Source organism: Bacillus cereus group sp. MYBK15-3 (genome assembly GCF_051916765.1).
Lineage (GTDB): Bacteria > Bacillota > Bacilli > Bacillales > Bacillaceae_G > Bacillus_A > Bacillus_A cereus.
On sequence record NZ_JBQAHG010000014.1, the window covers coordinates 1 to 21919 of the forward strand.

A 21919-nucleotide genomic window follows, 5' to 3' on the forward strand; every position below is an offset into this window, starting at 1 on the left:
GTTCATCCTGAGCCAGGATCAAACTCTCCAATAAAGTTAGTTTGTCTAGCATCTAAAATAAAAATTGACGTTTCACGTTGTTTGTTTCGTTCAGTTTTCAAAGAACTACTTTGTCGCTCAGAAGCGACTTTATCAATATAACATTTCGTTATATTTTCGTCAACAACTTTTTTAAATAAGTTGTTTTTCGTTTGTTTTGTTTGTTACCTTTCGTGGCAACGAATATAAATATACCAGTTTGATTATTAAAATGCAATAGTTTTTCTAATAAAATTTTTAACTTAGTAAAAAAGTATAAAAACAGCACATTTCTTCTATATAAATATAATTTCTCGCACTATCAAGATTTACTATACCCACGCAACTCATGCTCAAATAAAAAAAGCTTTGGAGAAATCTCCAAAGCTTAGTCTTGTTTATGGCGCATAGCAGGGAATAATAATACATCACGAATAGATGGTGCATTTGTTAATAACATAACTAGACGATCAATACCGATTCCTAATCCACCCGTAGGAGGCATACCGTACTCAAGAGCTTCAATATAATCGTCATCCATCATGTGAGCTTCGTCATTACCTTGTTCGCGCTCTTTTAATTGCGCTTCAAAACGTTCTTTTTGATCGATTGGATCATTTAACTCAGTGAATGCATTTGCATGTTCACGCGCAACGATAAATAATTCGAAACGATCTGTAAATCTTGGATCTTCATCATTCTTTTTCGCAAGCGGCGAGATTTCTACCGGATGACCGTAAATAAATGTTGGTTGGATTAATTTATCTTCTACCTTTTGTTCGAAGAATTCATTTATAATATGACCAACTTCCATTGTATCTTTAATTTCTACATTATGTTCTTTTGCAAGTTCACGCGCTTCTTCTATACTCATCGGATTCCAGAAATCAGCTCCAGAGTATTGCTTAATCGCATCTACCATATGAAGACGTGTCCATTCTGGTTCTAGATTAATTTCATAATCACCATACTGGATTGTTGTTGTACCCAGTACTTTTTTCGCGATATGAGCAACCATATCTTCTGTTAACTTCATAATATCTTTATAATCAGCGTATGCTTCATATAATTCAATCATCGTAAACTCAGGGTTATGACGAGTTGATACACCCTCATTACGGAATACACGGCCGATCTCATATACTTTTTCTAAACCACCCACAATAAGACGCTTTAAATGTAGCTCAATTGCGATACGCATATATAATTCCATATCTAACGCATTATGGTGTGTAGTGAAAGGACGCGCAGAAGCTCCACCTGCAATTGCATGCATCATAGGTGTTTCCACTTCAAGATAACCGTTGTCATCTAGGTATCTTCTCATCTCACGAATAATTTTACTACGAGTAACGAACGTTTCACGACTTTCCATACTTGTAATTAAGTCTAAGTAACGTTGACGGTAGCGTTGTTCAACATCTTTTAATCCATGGTATTTATCTGGTAATGGACGAAGAGATTTCGTTAATAGCGTAAAGCCTGTTGCTTTTACTGAAAGTTCTCCAACGTTTGTTTTGAACACTTTACCTTCAATACCTACTAAATCACCTAAATCTGCTGTTTTAAATAATTCGTACTCGTCATCTCCAACAGCATCTTTACGAACATAAATTTGAACTTGTCCATGTAAATCTTGAACATGTGCAAATCCAGCTTTCCCTTTTCCGCGTTTTGTCATAATACGACCAGCGATAGAAACAGCGATTTCCTTCTCCTCTAATTCCTCTTTAGAGAACTCTCCATATAGACTCACTAAGTCAGTTGTTGAATTTGTACGTTCAAATCTTTTACCGAACGGGTCAATTCCTTGTTCACGTAAATTATGTAGCTTTTCACGACGAACAATCAATTGGTCGTTTAATTCTTCGTGGTTCATGTTATCCATGATATTGATATCACTCCAGCTCTATTTAATTTTACAATATATACAGTATAGCATTTTCTACTCAACTAGAAAAACTGCCAGCAACTAACTGGCAGCTCTTCTTTCTTTCACGTAATTATAGGAAGTGTATAGAAGAATGTCAATCTCCTATGTCCATTATTAACCAACGTAAATTGTTTGTTGTTTCGCTTCCACTTCTTCTACAAATGTACCTAACACATTCGCAAGGTCTTCCCGTGTGTTACAAGCATTAATACCATTACGTACACTCGCATTACCACGAACACCTTTTAAATACCAAGCTGCATGTTTTCTCATCTCTCTTACAGCGACACTTTCATTCTTTAAGTCGATAAGACGATCTAGATGCAACATACATACATCAATTTTCTCGCGCACTGTTGGTTCCGGCATTAATTCACCTGTCTCCAAATACTTTACCGTACGATAAATCATCCACGGATCTCCAAGAGCAGCACGCCCAATCATAACACCATCTACACCGATTTCATCAAGCATACGCTTTGCATCTTGCGGCGTTGCGACATCACCATTTCCGATAACCGGGATATTTACAGATTGTTTTACTTGTTTAATAATATCCCAATCCGCTTTTCCTTCATACATTTGCACTCGTGTACGTCCGTGAACCGCCACAGCTTGGCCACCAGCACGCTCAACAGCCCTAGCATTTTCTATTGCGAAAATATGTTCTTCATCCCAACCGATACGCATTTTAACTGTAACCGGCTTTTCAACAGCATCTACAACCGCTGCTACTATTTCATATATTTTATTCGGGTCTAAAAGCCACCTTGCTCCAGCATCACATTTAACGATTTTCGGCACTGGACAACCCATATTAATATCAATTATGTCTGCTGTCGTATATTTATCTACATATTTCGCAGCATCTACAAGAGTTTCTTTCTCTCCACCAAAAATTTGTAAACTTAATGGCTTTTCTCTCTCGTCGATATATAACATATCTAATGTTCTTTTATTATTAAGTAATATTGCCTTATCACTTACCATTTCAGCACAAACCAATCCGGCACCAAATTCTTTTACTGTTAAACGGAATGCAGAGTTACACACTCCCGCCATCGGTGCTAGTACAACCGGATTTTTCATCTCGATATTTGCAATCTTTAACAATCAATCTACTCCTTCCTGTACAATCACTTTGGCATTAATTCCTCTATCGAAACATTTAATGCCTTAGCAACTTCTACTACAAAATCTTGAGAAGGCGATCTATTCCCTCTCTCAACCTCACCTAAAACAGATACAGATACCCCTAGTGCTTTAGCAAAACCTTCTTGTGTGTAACCTTTTAGCTTTCGAAAAGCACGAATGCGTCTTCCCCATTTTTCTGCTTCCATACCGTTACTCCCTCTCGCCTTTTCATTTCTTCTACTTGTGAACATGAAATGTTTTGTTTTATGTCTTGATTAATTTCTAACAACGGAACGATAACAAAAGCTCTTTCAAACATCCGCGGATGCGGAACAATAAGATTCTCTGCTTCAATATTCTCTTGATTATAAAGTAAAATGTCAAGGTCGATAGTCCTCGGCCCCCACCTAATTTCCCTTTTTCTTCCTAGGTCATTTTCTACTTTTTGTGTTACTTTCAATAATTCTTGTGGTGATAAATTGGTAGAAATTTTTATAACTAAATTTAAAAAGCAACTTTGGTCAGTATAGCCAACTGGCTCAGTTTCATATACAGATGAAATATCATCAACCTGAATATAAGGATTTTTATTTAAAAACTGAATCGCTTCGGTTAGATACGTATAACGCTCTCCAATATTTGACCCTAATGCAATGTAAGCTATATTGTTCATGGACGTTCTCTCGTAATTTCTACTGCTACAGCACGATAATGACCCGGTATCGGTGGATCCGGCTTAATTACCTTAATTGTACAGCGCGAAATACTTTCATATTGTTTTAATATATCTGCAGCAATATTTTCAGCGATACTCTCCACAAGCTTATACTTTCTATCCTCAACAACTTTTCTACATAATTCGAAAAGCTCGCCATAATTGACCGAATGCTCTAAGTCATCACTTTCCCCTGCACGCTTTAAATCCAACTCCACCGTTAAGTCAACTTTAAATCTCTGACCTAATTTATTCTCCTCTGGGAACACGCCATGATAACCATAAAACTCCATATCATGGATATAAATTTTATCCAATTACCTTACCCCCTTACCAATCATCGCATCCATCATTTTAGCCATACGCGCCATTTCTTTCACATCATGGACACGAACAAACTCACAGCCCTTTTCAATACCAAGACAAACAGTAGCTCCCGTTCCCTCAAGGCGTTCCTCTACTGGCAAATCTAATACGTGCCCAATAAAGGACTTTCTCGAAGTACCTAAGAGAACCGGATAACCTAGCACATTTAACTGTTCTAAATTACGCATCGCCTCTAAGTTCTGCTCAGGTGTTTTAGCAAAACCGATACCTGGATCTAAAATAATATTCTCATCTCGCACACCAGCATTTTTAGCAATTTTAATACTGTCATACAAATCAGCAATCATATCCGCCATTAAATTACGATAATTCATGTTATCGCGGTTATGCATTAAAATGATGGGTACATCGTAATGAGCTCCGACTTCAGCAATTTTCGGCTCCGCCTTCGCTCCCCAAATATCATTAATAATATGAGCACCAGCCTCAATTGCTTGCTTTGCAACTTCAGCTTTATATGTATCGATAGATATAGGCAATTTTACTTCTTTTGAAACTGCTTGAATCATCGGGACAACTCGCTTTATTTCTTCTTCTACTGATACTTTAGCAAAACCCGGGCGAGTAGATTCGCCACCAATATCAATAATATGAGCACCTTCACCTTGCATTTCTTTTGCGTGACGTACCGCAGCATCTACCTCGTTGTAACTCCCACCATCAGAAAACGAATCTGGTGTTACATTTAAAATCCCCATAATTAATGTCTTTTCATTTAAATTCAATGTATATTCGCCGCAGCGTAAATCATAATCCCACTTCAAACTACACATCTCCTCTTCGTAATTCATTTCTGCTCCATAATTTCTCTCTTTGCATTCCATAAAGGTACATTAAACTTTTTGTAACCACTCCTACTTTACCCGGGAAATCCTGCGCTTCTATACGATAAAGCGGAACAATTTCTTGAATGGAGTTTGTTACGAAGACTTCATCCGCTGAAAGTAGCTCATCTTTTGTAAAGAAACCTTCCTTTACTTCTATATTTAATTCTTCAGCACTCTTTATAATAAACGCACGAGTGATACCATTTAAAATCCCTGTCTCTAACGAAGGTGTATATAAAACATCACCTTTCACAAAAAATAGATTGGAAACAATACCCTCTGCAACATAACCTGCTTCAGTAAGAAAAATACCTTCCTTACTCACAACATTTCCAATTTCACGCTTCCCTAAAATATTATTTAAATAATGATGAGACTTCAGACGAAATGTTCCTTCCGGTGTATTTCGCACTTGTTTTAGAATAACACCTTCTTTTTCCACTACATCTCCTGGAGCTGTTAAAGGTTTTATAAAAACAATAACCGAAGGCTCTTCATACATTTCCGTTTGTAATCCTATTTCATCTATACCCGCTGATACATTAAAACGTACATATGCATGCTTCAATTCATTCTTAACGAGTAAATCTTTCAAAATAAGCATCACGTCATTTTTTGTCATTGTCCATTTAATTTGCAATGTATCCAGCGCTTCTATTAAACGGTCATAATGATCATCCAATAAGAAAGGATGACCATTATAAATACGAAACGTTTCAAAAACTCCAAGACCATATAAATAACCATGATCATAAGGAGAAATTTTCGCTTCACTTGCTTCTACATACTGACCATTTACGTAAATTAACATAACGTTGCACTTGGACTGTATTTACAAATGAAATTCTGTAACAACTCTTTCCCATGAGAAGTCATAATAGATTCCGGATGGAATTGCACACCCTCTATCGGCAATGTCTTATGACGAAGTGCCATAATTTCTCCTTCCTCTGTCCAAGATGTTACCTCTAAGCAATCGGGTAACGTCTCTTTCTTAACAATAAGGGAATGATAGCGCGTCGCAGTAAACGGATTAGGAATATCCGAAAAAATCGTCTTTCCATCATGATGCATAAGCGACGTTTTCCCATGCATTAATCGTTCTGCACGGACAACCTCTCCACCAAACACTTGTGCAATGGATTGATGCCCTAGACAAACTCCAAAAATCGGAATCTTTCCAGCAAAGTATTTAATAACTTCCATACTAATCCCCGCTTCATTAGGACTACATGGACCTGGAGAAATCATTAGAAAATCTGGTTTCATATTCTCAATATCTGAAATGGTCACTTCATCGTTACGTTTAACAACGAGCTCTTGTCCAAGTTCTCCAAGAAACTGCACTAAATTAAATGTAAAAGAATCATAATTATCAATCATTAATATCATTTCTCTCACCTAACCGTTTCTTCGCTACGTTCTTTTGCACGCCATAAAGCAATCGCCTTTTTTAACGACTCTTTATATTCATTTTCTGGATTTGAATCAATTACAATTCCCGCCCCTGCTTGTACATGAGCTTTTCCATCTTTAGCAAGAAGCGTTCTAATTACAATATTCAATTCTGTATCTCCAGAATAACCAATCCAACCGATTGAACCTGTATAAATCCCTCTTCGAACAGGTTCTAATTCCTCAATAATTTCCATCGTACGTATTTTCGGGGCACCAGTAATTGTTCCCCCAGGGAATACAGCCTTCACTAAATCAAAAGCATCTTTATCTTCTTCCACCTCACCACGCACATTAGAAACAATATGCATAACATGTGAGTATTTCTCAATTACCATAAATTCATCTACTTCTACAGTGCCATATTTACAAACACGTCCTAAATCATTTCTTTCTAAATCCACAAGCATTACATGCTCTGCTCTTTCTTTTTCGTTCTCAATTAATTCTCTTGCTAATTCTTCATCCTCTTGCTCATCCGCGCCTCTAGATCTCGTTCCAGCAATTGGTCTTGTACTTACTTCAGTTCCTTGTTTCTTAATTAACAACTCTGGCGATCCACTAACAATTTGAAAATCCCCAAGCTCCAGGTAACCCATATATGGAGATGGATTAATTTCACGAAGACTTGTATAAATTTCTAGTGGGTGTGTCTGTAACGTTCTTTCTTGTCTCGTCGACAAGTTTACTTGGAACACATCACCCGCCCCAATATATTCTTGAATACATTCAACTGCCTTCATAAAGCCGGCTTCAGTAAAAGCAACTGCTTCACTTTTCTTTTCAGGACTTTCAAAGGGCACAGTCACTTCAGGCGCTTCTGTCATCCAAAGACTCTTCCACTCATTTAGCCGTTCTTTTGCCTCTTCATATTTATCTACATAATGCGTAATAACCCATAACACTTGTTCTTTTTGATCATAGACAAATACGTCATCAAATAATAAAAAGAAGATGTCAGGTATATTAATATCATCTTCCGCAAGAGAAGGCAGCTTTTCAATATAACGGATACAGTCATAACTGAAATAGCCAATTGCACCACCTTGAAAAGGCGGATACTCTGGGTTATAGTCCGTCTTCCATTGTTCCATATATTCTTGCATTAAATCTAACGGATTCCCTCGTTTTATTGTTTCCTTACCACTTTCACTTATATGTAACGTTTCATCCTTCCCTCGGATTACCGCTACTGGGTTCAGCCCTACAATGTTATAACGACCGCCACGGCCGCTTTCTAACAAAATATGTTGCGATTTACCCTGAGAAAGAAATTTATATTGCTTAAAGAAATCTAACTGATATGGAATAGAAAGCGCTAAAGATTTTCTTCGTTGCATATCAACACCCCGTCTTCTTTTATCCCACCCTCTTAGATTAACCAGCTCAAACTACATAAGTTATTTATATAGAGATTGATTATACTCGAAGGCTAGTGAAAATAATTTAATTATACTACCTCTTATTTTACATGAAGTTTTCTAGTCATTCACTCTTTTCCTATTTCCAATCCCAAAAGAAAAAGCACCCTTTTTCAAGGATGCTTTTTCAATCGCGTTTAATTATGATTCAAATTGATAAAGTGGTGTACTTAAATAACGTTCACCGTTACTCGGGATAATAACAAGTACCTTTTTCCCTTTACCTAACTTTTTCGCAACTTCTGTTGCTGCATAAATAACTGCGCCTGAAGAGATACCAACTAAAATACCTTCCTCTTTAGCCACTCTTCTCGCATATTCAAATGCTTGCTCTGTTTTCACTTGAATAATTTCATCATATACTTCTACATCCAACGTCTCCGGAACAAATCCCGCCCCAATTCCTTGGATTTTATGTGGACCTGGTTTCCCACCAGATAATACTGGTGAATCTGCAGGTTCTACTGCATAAATTTTAATATCTTTATACGCTTCCTTCAGTACTTCACCAGCACCAGTAATCGTTCCACCTGTACCAATACCTGCAATAAACGCATCTAATTGGTCACCCATTTGTTCAATAATTTCTGGACCTGTTGTTAAACGGTGAATTTCTGGATTCGATTGGTTTTTGAACTGTTGTGGTATAAAGTAGCCATGCTCTTTTGCTAATTCAGTCGCTTTACGAATTGCTCCACCCATTCCTTCAGGCCCTGGAGTCAATACTAATTCCGCACCGTAAGCACGTAATAAATTACGACGCTCAATACTCATTGTTTCTGGCATTACTAAGATTGCATTATATCCTTTAGCAGCCGCTACCATCGCTAAACCAATTCCTGTGTTACCACTTGTCGGCTCAATGATTGTATCGCCCTCTTTTAATAATCCATTTTTTTCAGCATCTTCAATCATAGCTAATGCGATACGATCTTTAACGCTACTCCCCGGATTCATAAATTCTAATTTTAAGTATATATCTGCGCTGTCTGATTCTACGATGCGGTTCAACTTAACGATCGGCGTTTTCCCGATTAATTCTGAAACTGATTGTGCCACTCGCATTCCTGTCACTCCTAACACCGAGTATTTTTATTGGTTTTATCTATATTTAGATTTTGTCAGAAAATTCCCTGTTTGTCAATTCATTTGGAGGATTGCTCCTCTTAATTCCCTTATTACAAATTCTCGATTAAATTTGTAATATCTTCTTTAGAGAACTTGTATCGTTCATTACAGAAATGACAGTGAACTTCTGTCTCTTCCTCTTCTTCACGAACTTGCTCTAACTCTGTTTTACCTAAACTAATTAATACACTCTCAATACGCTCGCGTGAGCATGTGCAATTAAATTGAACATCCATTGTTTCTAATACTTTTACTTTATCTTCTCCAAGAACTGCATATAGTAGCTCTTCCGGAGAAAGTCCTTGTTCAATCAACGTTGATACAGGTGGAATCTTTTGTAAACGGTCTTCAATAAATGAAATCGTTTCATCTTGCGCACCCGGCATAATTTGAAGGATGAATCCACCTGCCGCTAATATGCTATCATCTCCATTTACAAGAACACCAACACCTACAGAAGAAGGCGTTTGTTCAGAAACTGCAAAATAATACGTAAAGTCTTCTCCTAATTCTCCTGAAACGATTGGAGATTGACCAATAAACGGCTCACGCATTCCAATATCTTTAATTACAGTTACAAACCCCTCTGTACCTACCGCTTGATATACACGTAACTTCCCTTGTTCTGTTCCTTCAAAATCAACATGCGGATTCGTTACATAACCACGTACATCTCCATTTGCATGAGCATCTACTAAGATAGGACCAATCGGACCGTTACCTTCTACCTTAATCGTTAACTTTTGCTCACCTTTTAACATTGCGCCCATCATTGTACCCGCAGTTAAAGAACGCCCTAGTGCCGCTGAAGCTGTTCTCCATGTATCATGACGTCTTTGCGCCTCACTTACTGTATTTGTTGTACGTACACTATACGCACGCACTTCTCCATCAAACGCTAACGCTTTTACTAAATAATCTTTCATACGTATTTATTCACCTTTCTCATGCTGTAAATTTGCATTACGTTCATATAACATGTATAAACCTTTTAACGTTAAAAATGGATCTACAATATCAATTACATTCGATTCTTCGGAAATTAATTTTGCTAATCCACCTGTTGCAATAACTTTAGGTTCTTGTCTAGCTTCTTCTTTCATACGCTTAACAATACCTTCCACTTGTCCAACATAACCATAAAGAATACCCGATTGCATCGCACTTACTGTATTTTTCCCAACTACACTGCTTGGTTTTGTAATTTCGATACGAGGAAGTTTTGCTGCTCTGCTATATAAAGCCTCTGCTGAAATCATAATTCCTGGCGTAATAACTCCACCCATATAATGCTTTTCTTCGTTAATATAACAATATGTAGTAGCCGTACCAAAATCAACAATAATAAGCGGACTTCCATATAAGTGGATTCCTGCTACTGCATTTACAATTCGGTCTGCGCCTACTTCACGCGGATTTTCATATTTAATATTTAGCCCTGTTTTTATCCCAGGCCCTACTACAAGCGGTTTAATTTTAAAATATTTTTCACACATGCGCTCTAAAGCAAACATAATTGGTGGTACGACTGAAGACACAATAATACCTTTCACATCTTCAAACGAAAGACCTTCATGCTCAAGCAATTGCTTTACAAGCATTCCATATTCATCTTCTGTCTTATGACGATCTGTTTCCATGCGCCAATGCTGACGAAGTTCCCCCTCTTCAAACACACCTAGTACAGCATTTGTGTTCCCTACATCCAATACAAAAATCATATTCTCACCACTTATCTTATTTAATCTATATTTGTGCAGTATGTATAAAACTTATAAAAACATCATATCACACATACTTATATAATCAGCTTTCCTATCCTCATCATTTTACAAAAAGATTGCTCTCTATTTCAATTTTTAATACTAGTTTTACTTAAATTACTTTATCCACTAAGTTCTCAATAGTAATTAACAAAGGTTTTAACAAACAAAAAAGGAGTGACGATAGTCACTCCTTCGTTTCTTACTTATCTTCTTTATCTTCATCGTCTTTCTTCATGTTGATGTTTACTTTCACATCATCTGAAGATGTTGGACGTTCTGGCAATCTGCCGTAATCACATAAATGATTGATTTGCTCAGCATCTAACGTTTCTACTTCAAGTAACGTTTTTGCAATAAGATCTAGCTTATCACGATTTTCAGTAAGAATGTCTTTTGCACGAGCATAACATTCTTTCATAATCGTTTGCATTTCTACATCGATATCGTGTGCAATTGCATCACTGTAGTTTTGCTCTGAATGGAAGTCTCTTCCTAAGAACACTTGACCACCTTGCGAACTACCAAATTGCATTGGTCCAAGCTTATCACTCATACCGAATTCTGTAACCATACGTCTTGCAATGCCCGTCGCACGTTGGAAGTCGTTGTGAGCACCTGTACTCACTTCACCAAATACAATCTCCTCAGCTACTCGACCACCAAGTAAACCAGTGATTTTATCAAGTAACTCTGGCTTTGTCATGAAGTAACGATCTTCTTTCGGAAGCATTACTGCATATCCACCAGCTTGACCACGAGGGACAATTGTTACTTTATGAACGACATCAGCTTCATCAAGAACAACACCAATTACAGTATGACCCGCTTCATGGAAAGCAACGATATTACGTTCTTTTTCAGAGATAACACGACTTTTCTTAGCCGGACCTGCAATAACGCGATCCGTTGCTTCATCAATGTCACTCATATCAATTTTCTTCTTATCTTGACGCGCAGCTACTAAAGCAGCTTCGTTTAATAAGTTTTCAAGATCAGCACCAGAGAATCCTGGCGTACGAGTTGCAATTGCTCTTAAGTTGATATTTTCATCAAGCGGTTTATTACGAGCATGCACCTTCAGTACAGCTTCACGGCCATTTACATCTGGACGATCTACTGTAATTTGACGGTCAAAACGACCTGGACGTAATAATGCTGGATCAAGAATATCAGGACGGTTTGTCGCAGCGATGATAATAATACCTTCGTTTGCACCGAATCCATCCATTTCAACAAGTAATTGGTTCAACGTTTGCTCACGCTCATCATGGCCACCACCAAGACCTGCGCCACGTTGACGCCCTACTGCATCAATTTCATCAATGAAAATGATACAAGGAGCATTTTTCTTTGCATTTTCAAATAAATCACGTACACGTGATGCACCGACACCCACAAACATCTCTACGAAGTCAGAACCACTGATAGAGAAGAATGGAACGCCAGCCTCACCTGCAACAGCACGTGCTAATAAAGTTTTACCTGTACCTGGAGGTCCAACTAATAGGACACCCTTTGGAATACGAGCACCAACTTCAGAGAACTTACGAGGGTCTTTCAAGAATTCAACTACCTCAACAAGTTCTTGTTTCTCTTCATCCGCACCAGCAACATCTCTGAAACGAACTTTTTTCTTTTCATCATTATATAACTTCGCCTTACTTTTCCCGAAGTTCATAACACGGCTACCGCCGCCTTGAGCTTGGTTTAATAAGAAGAAGAATAAAATGAAGATGATGACAAATGGAATGATTGAAGTAAAGAATGTTACCCAGGCACTTGTTTCTTCTGCTGGTTGATACTTAACTTCGGCACCTTTCGCTTTATCATTAATTTTCTTTTGTAATTCCTCAGTATTTGGTGCATAAGTAACAAATTGTTCTCCTTGGCTAGAGTTATTAAATTGTCCTTTTACCTCAAATACACCATTTTTCGGTTGAAGTTGCACATTACGCACTTCACCGCTTTCTAGTTTAGTAATGAATTTGTCGTAGCTAACTGATGTCGTTTTTTGTGTCGAACCATTAAAATAGCTCACGATTCCAATTACTACTAAGAATATCAGTAAATAAAAGATGGTATTACGGAAGATACGATTCATTCCTAACCTCCTCTCACGGCATAAACACTATAGTAAATCGTAACATAGAAAAACTTTCCTATACAATTGTGAAGCCTATATTTAATTAATTTGAGTAAACGCTTGGTTTTAATACGCCTACATAAGGAAGATTACGGTACTGCTCTTTATAATCTAATCCATATCCTACTACAAATTCATGTGGAACAGTAAATCCAACATAATCCGCTTTCAGATCAACCTTACGGCCTGTTGGCTTATCTAATAATGTAACAATTTTTACAGACTTCGCTTTACGATATTTGAATAAGTCTACTAAGTAGCTTAGTGTAAGACCACTATCAATAATATCTTCGACGATTAAAATATCGCGACCTTCTACAGAAGTATCAAGATCTTTTAAAATTTTCACTTCGCCTGTTGAAACTGTAGAGTGACCGTAACTAGATACAGCCATAAAATCCATTTCAAGATATGTATCTGTTCTCTTTAATAAATCTGCCATGAATGGCATTGCGCCTTTTAATACACCAATTGCAAGAGGTACTGTGTTTTTATAATCCTCTGCAACAATTGCACCTAGTTCGCGCACCTTTTCTTGTATTTGCTCTTCAGAAATTAATACTTTTTCGATATCTTGATTCATCATTTCATTATCCTCCCGGAAGACTCCTTGCTTTTGTAGTGAATAATCATATATTTATCCTTCTTTGCCATCTCTTTCGAAATTGCAAATGCAGATCGCTTCAACAAGGGTACCCAAATAATGGTCCCACTTGCATCACAAACGACCGGCCATTCTTCTCTTTTTTCTTTCGGTACTTTTGCTTCGATAAAAATAGCTTTTATCTTTTTCGTGCCATTCATACCTTGTATTGACATGCGATCTCCATTTTCCCTAGAACGAATACGAAGTGGATATGATATATCATTATACTTAGCAACAAATACTGTTTCATTCATGTTACTTGGTATATCTTCGCTCACCTCTGTTACAAATTCATCCCCGTTCAATAGCGTAATGGTCCCGGGTACTGATAAATCTTGTAAAAAAGGAGAAACAATTTCTTGTTTAAATCTAAAGCTACACTCCTCGTATGTACGAACAATTTTCAAATCACCTGGAAAATCAAGTGAACCTGAAGGTTGTGTCCGCTTAAAAAACTCAATCACCTTGTCAATATGTATGGAAGAAAGAGAAGATGGAATCTTATATTCATAAAGATAGTTTAATATTAGTTGAATCCCTCTTCTTTGTAAAGGCATAGACATGGATTCAAAGGCAGGAATTGATAAGCTAATTTGTTTATCACTTTTTTTTGTAATTACTTTATTCATTTTCTCAAAAGCTAATTCCTGCAAATAAGCCTCATCCTCTTGCATCTGCACGCTAAATTTTTGGAATTTCTCATGCACTTGTGGATTTTCTTCTTTCAAATGAGGAAGGACATATTTACGTAATCGATTCCTTGTATATACTTCCTTTTTATTACTCGGATCTATACGTGGCATTAAATTTAGCTTATTACAGTAATCAACAATTTCTTCCTTCGTTACCCCAAGTAACGGCCTAATTAAATACCCATTATGAAAAGGACGCTTCACTGCAATTCCTGCATATCCTTTCGGAGTACTCCCTCTTACAAGACGCATTAAAATTGTCTCGACTTGATCATCTCCATGATGTCCAAGAGCAACATATCTTGCATCATATTTCTTCATTATTCTTTCCAAAAATGCATATCTGCATTCTCTAGCAGCAACCTGTGCATTCATTCCGTATTGCTGTTGATATTGTGATACATTAATCCTTATCGTTTCACAAATAATTCCCAGTTCTTCACAGAGGCCCTGCACAAACCGTAAATCCTCATGAGATTCATCACCTCTAAACATATGATCCACATGAGCTACTACAATTTCCAACTGTTTTTCCGCTCTTTTTTCTAATAAATAATATAAAAGCGCTAACGAGTCAGGACCACCAGAAACTCCCACAACAATTGTTGAATCATTTTTTAATACATCATGCTGCTTTACAAAGTCATCTACTTTTTCAACAAATGTATCTTTCAACTTCGTAATCACCTTTCATTAAACAAGAACAGCAACGTTAGTTGCCTTGTCTACAATGGTACAACTTTTACAAACATTGTGCAAAAAAAAGATATACAAAAATTACATTTTTATCTTACATCCTCCGTGTATATTCACAAAATTAATAACATTACCTTTTTCCACAAAAAAACCTAGGTATTCACCTAGGTTTTTAAAATCAAATTATAGATAAACATTCCACTTACATTTTACTGCGCCTGCATTCCTACAATCGGAATCGTAGCCCACTTCGGCATATTTTTCTTCACTTTTGCCACTACAATAGTCATATCATCATTTATATAACCATCACAAGAGCGAATCACTTCTTCCATAATGATATCAGCAATTTCTTGCGGGTCTTCGGTTTGCAATTCTTTAATTTTTCGTTTCATCCACAATTCATGATTCTCCACATGCTGTGCTCCCTCAAAAATCCCATCGCTCATCATAATAAGAATATCGCCCGTTTTTAATTGTTCACCCACCACATCAACTTCAACATCTTCAATGATTCCCATCGGCAAATTACTTGCTTCAATTTTCAAAATATTATTTGCGCGTTTAACAAAACTCGGCGTCGATCCAATCTTTAAAAACCTTGCACTCGCATCCCGCAAATCTACCATAGCTAAATCTAACGTCGTAAACATCTCTTCTGTCGTTCTCAAAGAAAGAATTGAATTGATAGACTTAATTGCTATTTCTTCATCAATGCCCGATTGGAGTATTTTTTGTAATAATTTCACCGTTTCCTTACTTTCCATATGAGCCCTTTGCCCATTCCCCATACCATCACTAATTGCAAGTGCATATTTACCAACACTTAAATCCATCATCGCATAAGAGTCACCCGAAACAAATCCACCGCCTTTTGCAGCTGTAGCCAATCCTGTATCAAGAGAATACGTCTTCGCCGAACCAAATGATATTAAACTATGGCCATTTGGATAAGAAGACTTTTCTTCATGTTTAACGACAATATTTTCTTTAAGGATATCCGAAAGCATCGGTGCAACTAACTTTTCACATTCACCATGTTCATTAGATGCAACTGGAATTAACATTTCAATATCAATACTTCCTCTATCTAAACAATAAATATCAACATGCTCTACTTCGACACCAAAATCACGGAATGCTTGCATAATCTGTTCTTCCTGCACTTGATGATTTTCACGCTCTCGTTGTATCTCCTTAGCAAAATCCTCCATAACCTTTGATACACCTAATAGTTGCTCCGCTACTATTCTACGATTTTCCTTCATTTGTTTTCGTAATTTTTGTCCCTCATAGAAGTGATCTAATTCACCCGCTACTAAATCCGTCACTTTTTTCCCTCTCACACAATGCTTGTCCCACTCACGAACTAATTTACGATTATGTTGCAGGGTTCCTTCTTCCGTTTCATTCATTATTTGTTTCATATAATCGTACGTTTTATCAAAATTCACTACCCAGCATTGATCCTTTTTAAAGCATGTTTGACATGTTTTCGCAGTAATTGTACTCAAAAACAAATCTGCTTCTGTCTCTTTATCTTCTTCCTCTACATACCCATATACAGAAAAGCTATTAGATAAAGCAGCAAATACATTTGCAAATTGGTTGATTTTATTTGCTGTAACATCACGCATCCTTCTTAAATATTGTTGTTGATCTTGCGAATGCTCTTGTGTACCTGGCATAAATTTAGCAATACGATCCAAAACAAGCTTCGGTGTTAATAAGAAGATAACAATCGCTACACCTGACTCAATTAAAGTTGTTACAATATTTGTCTGTTTGTCCACATATAATGTAATTAAGCTTGTCCCAATTAACAAACCTAAACTAACACCTAAACGCTTCCCTTCTTTTAACAATCCACCAAGCAATCCAGAGAAAGCAAGAAGGCTAAGCTGAGACAAGCTAGACACATTTGCTAAACTTAATATTAGTCCTGTTACAACCCCTACTGTGGATCCTGTGGCAGCACCTGCAATAAATGCAAATACTAGCACTAAATACCTTGTAAAAATATGTTGAATAGAAGCATCATATACAAACCAATCTGTTGTACCCGTTAAAACAGATGCTAGTAATATAATCAAACAAACAATTTCTTCCGTCTCTAATGCCTGTTGTTTTCCTTTCCTTTCCACTAAAAGCGGGACGCTTTGTAAAAATATCATAGTTAATACGAAACTAAGCCCAGCCTCAATGGTACTAACGAGTAAATCGTACATGGTGACAGTTTGTTGCGCAAAATATACAACAACTAAGTGTGCGGTTAATGCGGAGATAAATACTTGAAATGGAACAAGTCCAACAGTTTTACGTGTAAATCGACTAAAGAAGATATTATAAATGAAGAAGGTAAAGATAGATGCAAAGGTAAAAAACAAATTATCTATCGATACCGAAAGAGCTCCTCCCATTAGAGCTAAAAATGCTAGCGGCATCTTATCCCGCTTCATAACATAAACAGCAGCAAAAAATGGCAGTGCAAACGGTAAAATATTTGTTAATATATATGCTCGTCCCAAAAGAAAACCAATAACAACAATAATAAATCCCCATCTAAAGAAAACTTGCTCAAATTTCATTCGCAACTTACTCGTCCACTTTATTCCTCCAAGCTGACTCTCATTCATTGCCAATGCACTTGTATTCATAGTATTCCTTCCTGCTTTAGGCATATTTTTAACACCACCTGCATAGTTTAATTACTGTCATTATAAAAGATGATTGTTGGTTTTTTTGTCAAAACAACAGTTTTCACTTTTATAATCGTTCGACTTTTTATTCGAAATAACTCTACAGATATACACGGTATGTAAGTTATTTTTGAGATTTTAATTAAATATTCAGAAAATATAGGGTGATTTTGTAGAAGTGTTGTATATCTTAATTTATTTAACAAAAAAAGATCATGCAAATTTGCATGATCTTTTTAGATGACCCGTACGGGATTCGAACCCGTGTTACCGCCGTGAAAGGGCGGTGTCTTAACCACTTGACCAACGGGCCGTTAAATTAAATATAGCGGCGGAGGGGATCGAACCCCCGACCTCACGGGTATGAACCGTACGCTCTAGCCAGCTGAGCTACACCGCCATGTCGTCTTATTTAACGGACAATTAGTATCTTACATCAGATACTAATTAAAGTCAACACATCTCAAAAACTTTTTTAAAAATATTTTTAACATATAAAAAAGCACCCTGAGCCATCACTCTGGGTACCTCTCTATATGTTAAAAACTAAACGTCCTTATTATCCGCGACGCGCGCCACGGCCACCACGTTTAGACTCTGTGTTACGCTTTAAAGAAGTTAAACGATCTTCGCTATCTTTTAAGAAGCGTGCCATCTTTTGCTCAAATGTTTCTTTCGGAGCTCGGTCGTTACCGCCACCGCGATTATCTCTGTTGAAAGAGCGATTATTACGTTGTGGACGTCCAGAACGTTGTTGATCACCACCGCGTTGGTATTCACCGCGTGGACGATCTCCTTCTGTTTTTTCACGTTCTTTCGCTTTTTTGATAGATAAACCAATCTTTCCATCTTTTTCAACATTAATAACTTTTACTTCTACTTGGTCGCCCACTTTTAAGTGATCGTTAATATCTTTTACATAGTTATCAGCAACTTCACTAATATGAACAAGACCCGTTAAGCCCTCTGGCAGCTCCACAAAAGCCCCAAAATTTGTAATACCTGTTACTTTACCCTGTAACTTGCTGCCTACCTCGATTGACATAAAAAAAATGCTCCTCCTTAGTGGTTAAAAAGTCAAATTTTACTTTATTATATATAATCCTAAAATATAGTGTCAATAAGACATACTCTACTTAGAAACAGGAAAAATTATCTCCCCTTTACCAGAGAAGAAATAATCCCTTCTAGCAATCTTTAATACGTACTCTTCATCATTTAACTTTTGAACTTCGTCTTTTAGACTTTTTTCTTTATTCGTTAATGAATCCAGTTCTTTTTTCATGTCCTTAACTTTTGCTTCTTTTGCTTTAATGGAACTGTTTTGTTGATAAAACGTTACACCAATACTCGCAATAATTGTAAAAGTAAAGACAAGAAAAACCGCTAAACGGCGATAAAGTCGCTTCCTGTTCTCATCCGTTTGTATTATATGCTCTTTAACAGGATTTGGACTCTGTTTTTCGATTGTTCTTTGTCTCAGTTCCCTCATTTCCGAGGTCCCCCTAACTTCTTTTTTATATGCTCCCATAGTTGGAAGATATGTCCCTTCAATTTTGCTATATATTGCAGGAACCCTATATGTTTCACTATAAAAAGTTTAACACGATTAGGGAGAAGTTTCCATATGAGCGAAGCAATAAATCGAACAGGCCAGAAAAAAACTTTCCATATGAAAAGTAATATCCAAATCACCATTTTCCATAACACATGTCCAATTGAAAGCAGTATACGAAATAAGAATAATATAAATGCAATAAATAGCTGCGCTATAATAATAACAGGTTTTATCATGAGTAGCTGTATAATTCGAACAAAAAAATATGTTGTTTGCATAAAAATATAGATGAGAAAATTTAACAGCTTCATGTATAGTGCCTTCAGTAAGCTTTGATATGCCGCAAAACCACATAATAATGCCAAAAACACATATATACGTAGCTCAGCTTCATTTACGAGAAGCAATACATAAAAGACGGATAATGCTTGGACAATCCAAAATAATATATCATGTATAAATACAAGCCAACGTTTACGTTCTTGGCGCTTTAAAAAACGTTGATATGTATCTAAAGACGCTCCAATCCAAGCACCCATTCCAATCATTGAAAGCATTGTATACAACTGAATTGTTAAGCTCATTTAAACAACTTACTAAAGAAACCTTTAGTTTTTTCCCCTTGATTTTCATCAATATACAGCATCTCATTAACTTTCCCTTTAATCGACACAATACCTTTTTCCACATCTAAATTTTTCATTTGTAAATTTTGACCACGAATTGTTAAAAAACCCATTACGGTCTCTAGTAAAAACTCTTCGCTATCAAAACTCTCTACCTGCTTCACACCGGTAATATCAATTATACGCCTGCCACGCATAATAATGTCATGCTCTACAGAAACATTTTGTTGATTAGAAGACGTAGGTGAGTAACCATTATTCACGTAAATCCCCCCATAGGTTTTTACTAGCTAATAGTAATGTATGAGGGGATAAATGATTTTAGAACAAGCCTTCTTCCGCTTTTACTTTTTCTTCACGAACTAAGCTATACATATTTGCTGCATCTTCTTTTTTAGTTGTTTCTTTTAATTCATTTATTTTCACAGTCACTATTTTTTGACCAAAACGAATTGTTAATTCGTCAGCTACTTTCACATCAGAACTTGCTTTTGCCACTTGACCATTAATAGATATTCTTCCTTGATCAGCTACTTCTTTCGCTAATGTTCTTCTTTTAATTAAACGTGATACTTTTAAAAACTTATCTAGACGCATATCAAATCCCCCTATTAACGCTCTGTCTGTTTCGCTTCTTCCCATAAAACATCTAACTGTTCTAATGATAAATCTTTCATCTCTTTATTCATTTCAGCTACTTTTGCCTCCATGTATAAAAAACGACCAGTAAATTTCTCATTAGTTGAACGTAACGCCTCTTCTGGATCTATTTTGTAATGACGAGCTATATTAACAAATGCAAATAGTAAATCACCAAACTCACCCAGCATCTTTTTCTCATCCATATTTGTAACCTCTTGTTGGAACTCTTGCCATTCTTCCAAAGCTTTCTCTATCATCGGTTGCACATCAACCCAATCAAATCCAACCTTACCAGCTTTCTTCTGAATTTCATAGGCGCGTAGTAACTGCGGCAAACTTTTGGGAACACCATTTAAAACAGATTCTTTCACGAATCCTTTTTCTTGTTTTTTAATTTCTTCCCAATTTGCAATCACTTCATCAGCGCTGTTTACATCCGTATTTCCAAACACATGCGGATGGCGACGAACCATTTTCTCAGATAGAGTTCGAATGATATCATCTATAGAGAACCAACCTTCATCTTCTCCGATTTGAGCATGAAGCATAACTTGTAATAATATATCACCTAATTCTTCTACTAAGTGATCATCATCCTCTTCATCGATTGCTTCCAACACTTCATAAGCTTCCTCAATTAAATATTTCTTTAATGATTGATGTGTTTGCTTTTTATCCCACGGACAACCATTTGGACCACGAAGTTCCGCAATAATTTCTCTAAGAACATCAAACTGTTGATACAAGGACGCACGCTCCTGAACTGGCGGCACGTACACACTCGTTAAATTATTCAATTCCGTTTCATGATCTAACATGTACAACGGTACCTTCTTTACTTGTTCAAATGAAGTTCCTGCAGCTGTTACGATATACACTTCATAATCATCTGGTAACATCTCCATTAATGTTAATTTCACATCAGATGCAACGAATGCATCATATACTTGGCAAAAGATTAAATGTTGACGCAGTTCTAATTGCCCTCTTTCAAATGATGTAGCATCAAGTAATTGGAATCCTTCAATCGGATCAATCTTTAGACTTGCAAACATAGGATCAAGGAAACTTTGTCCACCCTCAATTCGCACTTCAACATTTGAAACTTCTCCTTTTTCCAACAGTAGCTGAACTGTTCTTTCTGCTACAAGTGGATGCCCGGGAACAGCATAGATAATTTCTGTACCTTCAGCTTGTTCTAGCAATTTATTCGCAATTGTTTCATATACAATTTCAAACGTATCATGTGCTTCATATACAGCATCAAAAGACGTATATTGTACGCCTTCTTTCTCCAATTCTTCTATAACTGGATGTTCTTTCGTTCTAACAAACAGATGGTCTGCTTCTTTTATTTTTCGATATACACCCATCGTTAGCTGATCTAATTCACCAGCTCCTAAACCTAAAATAGTAATGATTCCACTCACAAC

The 21919-nt window shown here is 36.7% G+C and carries 22 protein-coding genes and 2 tRNA genes; all 24 read right to left on the reverse strand.

The window, feature by feature from the left end:
- Positions 1-406: 406 nt before the first annotated feature.
- Entirely contained in the window at positions 407-1906 is a 1500-nt protein-coding gene (gene lysS, locus ACTFR8_RS29500) for a lysine--tRNA ligase (RefSeq protein WP_000369667.1), read from the reverse strand.
- Positions 1907-2065: 159 nt separating this feature from the next.
- Positions 2066-3064 (reverse strand): tRNA dihydrouridine synthase DusB, encoded by a 999-nt coding sequence (dusB, locus tag ACTFR8_RS29505; RefSeq protein ID WP_100619396.1) that lies wholly within the window; start codon positions 3062-3064, stop codon positions 2066-2068.
- Between the two features lie 23 nt (positions 3065-3087).
- The gene (locus tag ACTFR8_RS29510; protein WP_000387024.1) at positions 3088-3291 is read right to left on the reverse strand and encodes a helix-turn-helix domain-containing protein; all 204 of its coding nucleotides are present in this window, start codon (positions 3289-3291) and stop codon (positions 3088-3090) included.
- Complete coding sequence (gene folK, locus ACTFR8_RS29515; protein WP_001059447.1) at positions 3243-3758, reverse strand: 2-amino-4-hydroxy-6-hydroxymethyldihydropteridine diphosphokinase; 516 nt, start codon at positions 3756-3758, stop codon at positions 3243-3245. Before folK ends, ACTFR8_RS29510 begins: the two co-directional genes overlap by 49 nt.
- Positions 3755-4117, reverse strand: a complete 363-nt coding sequence (folB, locus tag ACTFR8_RS29520) for a dihydroneopterin aldolase (RefSeq protein ID WP_000358062.1) — start codon at positions 4115-4117, stop codon at positions 3755-3757. The genes folK and folB overlap by 4 nt, the downstream gene beginning before the upstream one ends.
- Positions 4118-4978 (reverse strand): dihydropteroate synthase, encoded by an 861-nt coding sequence (gene folP, locus ACTFR8_RS29525; protein WP_144608499.1) that lies wholly within the window; start codon positions 4976-4978, stop codon positions 4118-4120.
- Complete coding sequence (pabC, locus tag ACTFR8_RS29530; protein WP_044585061.1) at positions 4953-5825, reverse strand: aminodeoxychorismate lyase; 873 nt, start codon at positions 5823-5825, stop codon at positions 4953-4955. The genes folP and pabC overlap by 26 nt, the downstream gene beginning before the upstream one ends.
- Positions 5819-6406 (reverse strand): aminodeoxychorismate/anthranilate synthase component II, encoded by a 588-nt coding sequence (pabA, locus tag ACTFR8_RS29535; protein WP_000602296.1) that lies wholly within the window; start codon positions 6404-6406, stop codon positions 5819-5821. The genes pabC and pabA overlap by 7 nt, the downstream gene beginning before the upstream one ends.
- 5 nt (positions 6407-6411) lie before the next feature.
- Positions 6412-7809 carry an aminodeoxychorismate synthase component I gene (pabB, locus tag ACTFR8_RS29540; protein WP_001189719.1) on the reverse strand — a complete coding sequence of 466 codons (1398 nt, stop codon included), beginning with the start codon at positions 7807-7809 and terminating at the stop codon, positions 6412-6414.
- 222 nt (positions 7810-8031) lie between these two features.
- Positions 8032-8955, reverse strand: coding sequence for a cysteine synthase A (gene cysK, locus ACTFR8_RS29545; RefSeq protein ID WP_001261719.1), 924 nt, complete (start codon positions 8953-8955; stop codon positions 8032-8034).
- Between the two features lie 113 nt (positions 8956-9068).
- Complete coding sequence (gene hslO / locus ACTFR8_RS29550) at positions 9069-9944, reverse strand: redox-regulated molecular chaperone HslO (protein WP_000656372.1); 876 nt, start codon at positions 9942-9944, stop codon at positions 9069-9071.
- Positions 9945-9950: 6 nt separating this feature from the next.
- Positions 9951-10739: a type III pantothenate kinase gene (locus tag ACTFR8_RS29555; protein ID WP_000578368.1), complete on the reverse strand. Its 789-nt coding sequence runs from the start codon at positions 10737-10739 to the stop codon at positions 9951-9953.
- A gap of 244 nt (positions 10740-10983) precedes the next feature.
- Positions 10984-12885 carry an ATP-dependent zinc metalloprotease FtsH gene (gene ftsH, locus ACTFR8_RS29560; RefSeq protein WP_001079672.1) on the reverse strand — a complete coding sequence of 634 codons (1902 nt, stop codon included), beginning with the start codon at positions 12883-12885 and terminating at the stop codon, positions 10984-10986.
- Between the two features lie 85 nt (positions 12886-12970).
- On the reverse strand, positions 12971-13513 hold the full coding sequence (gene hpt, locus ACTFR8_RS29565) for a hypoxanthine phosphoribosyltransferase (protein ID WP_000981844.1): 543 nt from the start codon (positions 13511-13513) through the stop codon (positions 12971-12973).
- Positions 13510-14940 (reverse strand): tRNA lysidine(34) synthetase TilS, encoded by a 1431-nt coding sequence (gene tilS, locus ACTFR8_RS29570; protein ID WP_000655458.1) that lies wholly within the window; start codon positions 14938-14940, stop codon positions 13510-13512. Before tilS ends, hpt begins: the two co-directional genes overlap by 4 nt.
- Before the next feature lie 230 nt (positions 14941-15170).
- Positions 15171-17642, reverse strand: a complete 2472-nt coding sequence (gene spoIIE / locus ACTFR8_RS29575; protein WP_001123552.1) for a stage II sporulation protein E — start codon at positions 17640-17642, stop codon at positions 15171-15173.
- A gap of 259 nt (positions 17643-17901) precedes the next feature.
- A tRNA-Glu gene (locus ACTFR8_RS29580) sits at positions 17902-17973 on the reverse strand.
- A gap of 13 nt (positions 17974-17986) precedes the next feature.
- Positions 17987-18060: transfer RNA gene (locus tag ACTFR8_RS29585), tRNA-Met, on the reverse strand.
- Positions 18061-18219: 159 nt separating this feature from the next.
- Positions 18220-18705, reverse strand: a complete 486-nt coding sequence (locus tag ACTFR8_RS29590) for a S1 domain-containing RNA-binding protein (RefSeq protein WP_000021451.1) — start codon at positions 18703-18705, stop codon at positions 18220-18222.
- 87 nt (positions 18706-18792) lie between these two features.
- The gene (divIC, locus tag ACTFR8_RS29595; protein ID WP_001208738.1) at positions 18793-19152 is read right to left on the reverse strand and encodes a cell division protein DivIC; all 360 of its coding nucleotides are present in this window, start codon (positions 19150-19152) and stop codon (positions 18793-18795) included.
- Entirely contained in the window at positions 19149-19802 is a 654-nt protein-coding gene (yabQ, locus tag ACTFR8_RS29600) for a spore cortex biosynthesis protein YabQ (RefSeq protein ID WP_000059777.1), read from the reverse strand. The genes divIC and yabQ overlap by 4 nt, the downstream gene beginning before the upstream one ends.
- Positions 19799-20107: a sporulation protein YabP gene (yabP, locus tag ACTFR8_RS29605; protein ID WP_001059104.1), complete on the reverse strand. Its 309-nt coding sequence runs from the start codon at positions 20105-20107 to the stop codon at positions 19799-19801. Before yabP ends, yabQ begins: the two co-directional genes overlap by 4 nt.
- Before the next feature lie 58 nt (positions 20108-20165).
- The gene (locus ACTFR8_RS29610; RefSeq protein ID WP_001234876.1) at positions 20166-20441 is read right to left on the reverse strand and encodes an RNA-binding S4 domain-containing protein; all 276 of its coding nucleotides are present in this window, start codon (positions 20439-20441) and stop codon (positions 20166-20168) included.
- A 14-nt stretch (positions 20442-20455) separates the two neighbouring features.
- The gene (mazG, locus tag ACTFR8_RS29615; RefSeq protein WP_000014241.1) at positions 20456-21916 is read right to left on the reverse strand and encodes a nucleoside triphosphate pyrophosphohydrolase; all 1461 of its coding nucleotides are present in this window, start codon (positions 21914-21916) and stop codon (positions 20456-20458) included.
- Between the last annotated feature and the right edge of the window lie 3 nt (positions 21917-21919).

Excerpts from the sequence above, each read along its gene's own strand:
- ftsH (WP_001079672.1), bottom strand. The coding sequence starts at position 12,885 with ATGAATCGTATCTTCCGTAATACCATCTTTTATTTACTGATATTCTTA.
- ACTFR8_RS29510 (WP_000387024.1), bottom strand. The coding sequence starts at position 3,291 with ATGGAAGCAGAAAAATGGGGAAGACGCATTCGTGCTTTTCGAAAGCTA.
- hslO (WP_000656372.1), bottom strand. The coding sequence starts at position 9,944 with ATGAAAGATTATTTAGTAAAAGCGTTAGCGTTTGATGGAGAAGTGCGT.
- spoIIE (WP_001123552.1), bottom strand. The coding sequence starts at position 17,642 with ATGCCTAAAGCAGGAAGGAATACTATGAATACAAGTGCATTGGCAATG.
- pabB (WP_001189719.1), bottom strand. The coding sequence starts at position 7,809 with ATGCAACGAAGAAAATCTTTAGCGCTTTCTATTCCATATCAGTTAGAT.
- folK (WP_001059447.1), bottom strand. The coding sequence starts at position 3,758 with ATGAACAATATAGCTTACATTGCATTAGGGTCAAATATTGGAGAGCGT.
- hpt (WP_000981844.1), bottom strand. The coding sequence starts at position 13,513 with ATGATGAATCAAGATATCGAAAAAGTATTAATTTCTGAAGAGCAAATA.
- pabA (WP_000602296.1), bottom strand. The coding sequence starts at position 6,406 with ATGATATTAATGATTGATAATTATGATTCTTTTACATTTAATTTAGTG.
- pabC (WP_044585061.1), bottom strand. The coding sequence starts at position 5,825 with ATGTTAATTTACGTAAATGGTCAGTATGTAGAAGCAAGTGAAGCGAAA.
- ACTFR8_RS29555 (WP_000578368.1), bottom strand. The coding sequence starts at position 10,739 with ATGATTTTTGTATTGGATGTAGGGAACACAAATGCTGTACTAGGTGTG.
- lysS (WP_000369667.1), bottom strand. The coding sequence starts at position 1,906 with ATGGATAACATGAACCACGAAGAATTAAACGACCAATTGATTGTTCGT.
- ACTFR8_RS29610 (WP_001234876.1), bottom strand. The coding sequence starts at position 20,441 with ATGCGTCTAGATAAGTTTTTAAAAGTATCACGTTTAATTAAAAGAAGA.
- yabQ (WP_000059777.1), bottom strand. The coding sequence starts at position 19,802 with ATGAGCTTAACAATTCAGTTGTATACAATGCTTTCAATGATTGGAATG.
- divIC (WP_001208738.1), bottom strand. The coding sequence starts at position 19,152 with ATGAGGGAACTGAGACAAAGAACAATCGAAAAACAGAGTCCAAATCCT.
- cysK (WP_001261719.1), bottom strand. The coding sequence starts at position 8,955 with ATGCGAGTGGCACAATCAGTTTCAGAATTAATCGGGAAAACGCCGATC.
- folP (WP_144608499.1), bottom strand. The coding sequence starts at position 4,978 with ATGAATTACGAAGAGGAGATGTGTAGTTTGAAGTGGGATTATGATTTA.
- ACTFR8_RS29590 (WP_000021451.1), bottom strand. The coding sequence starts at position 18,705 with ATGTCAATCGAGGTAGGCAGCAAGTTACAGGGTAAAGTAACAGGTATT.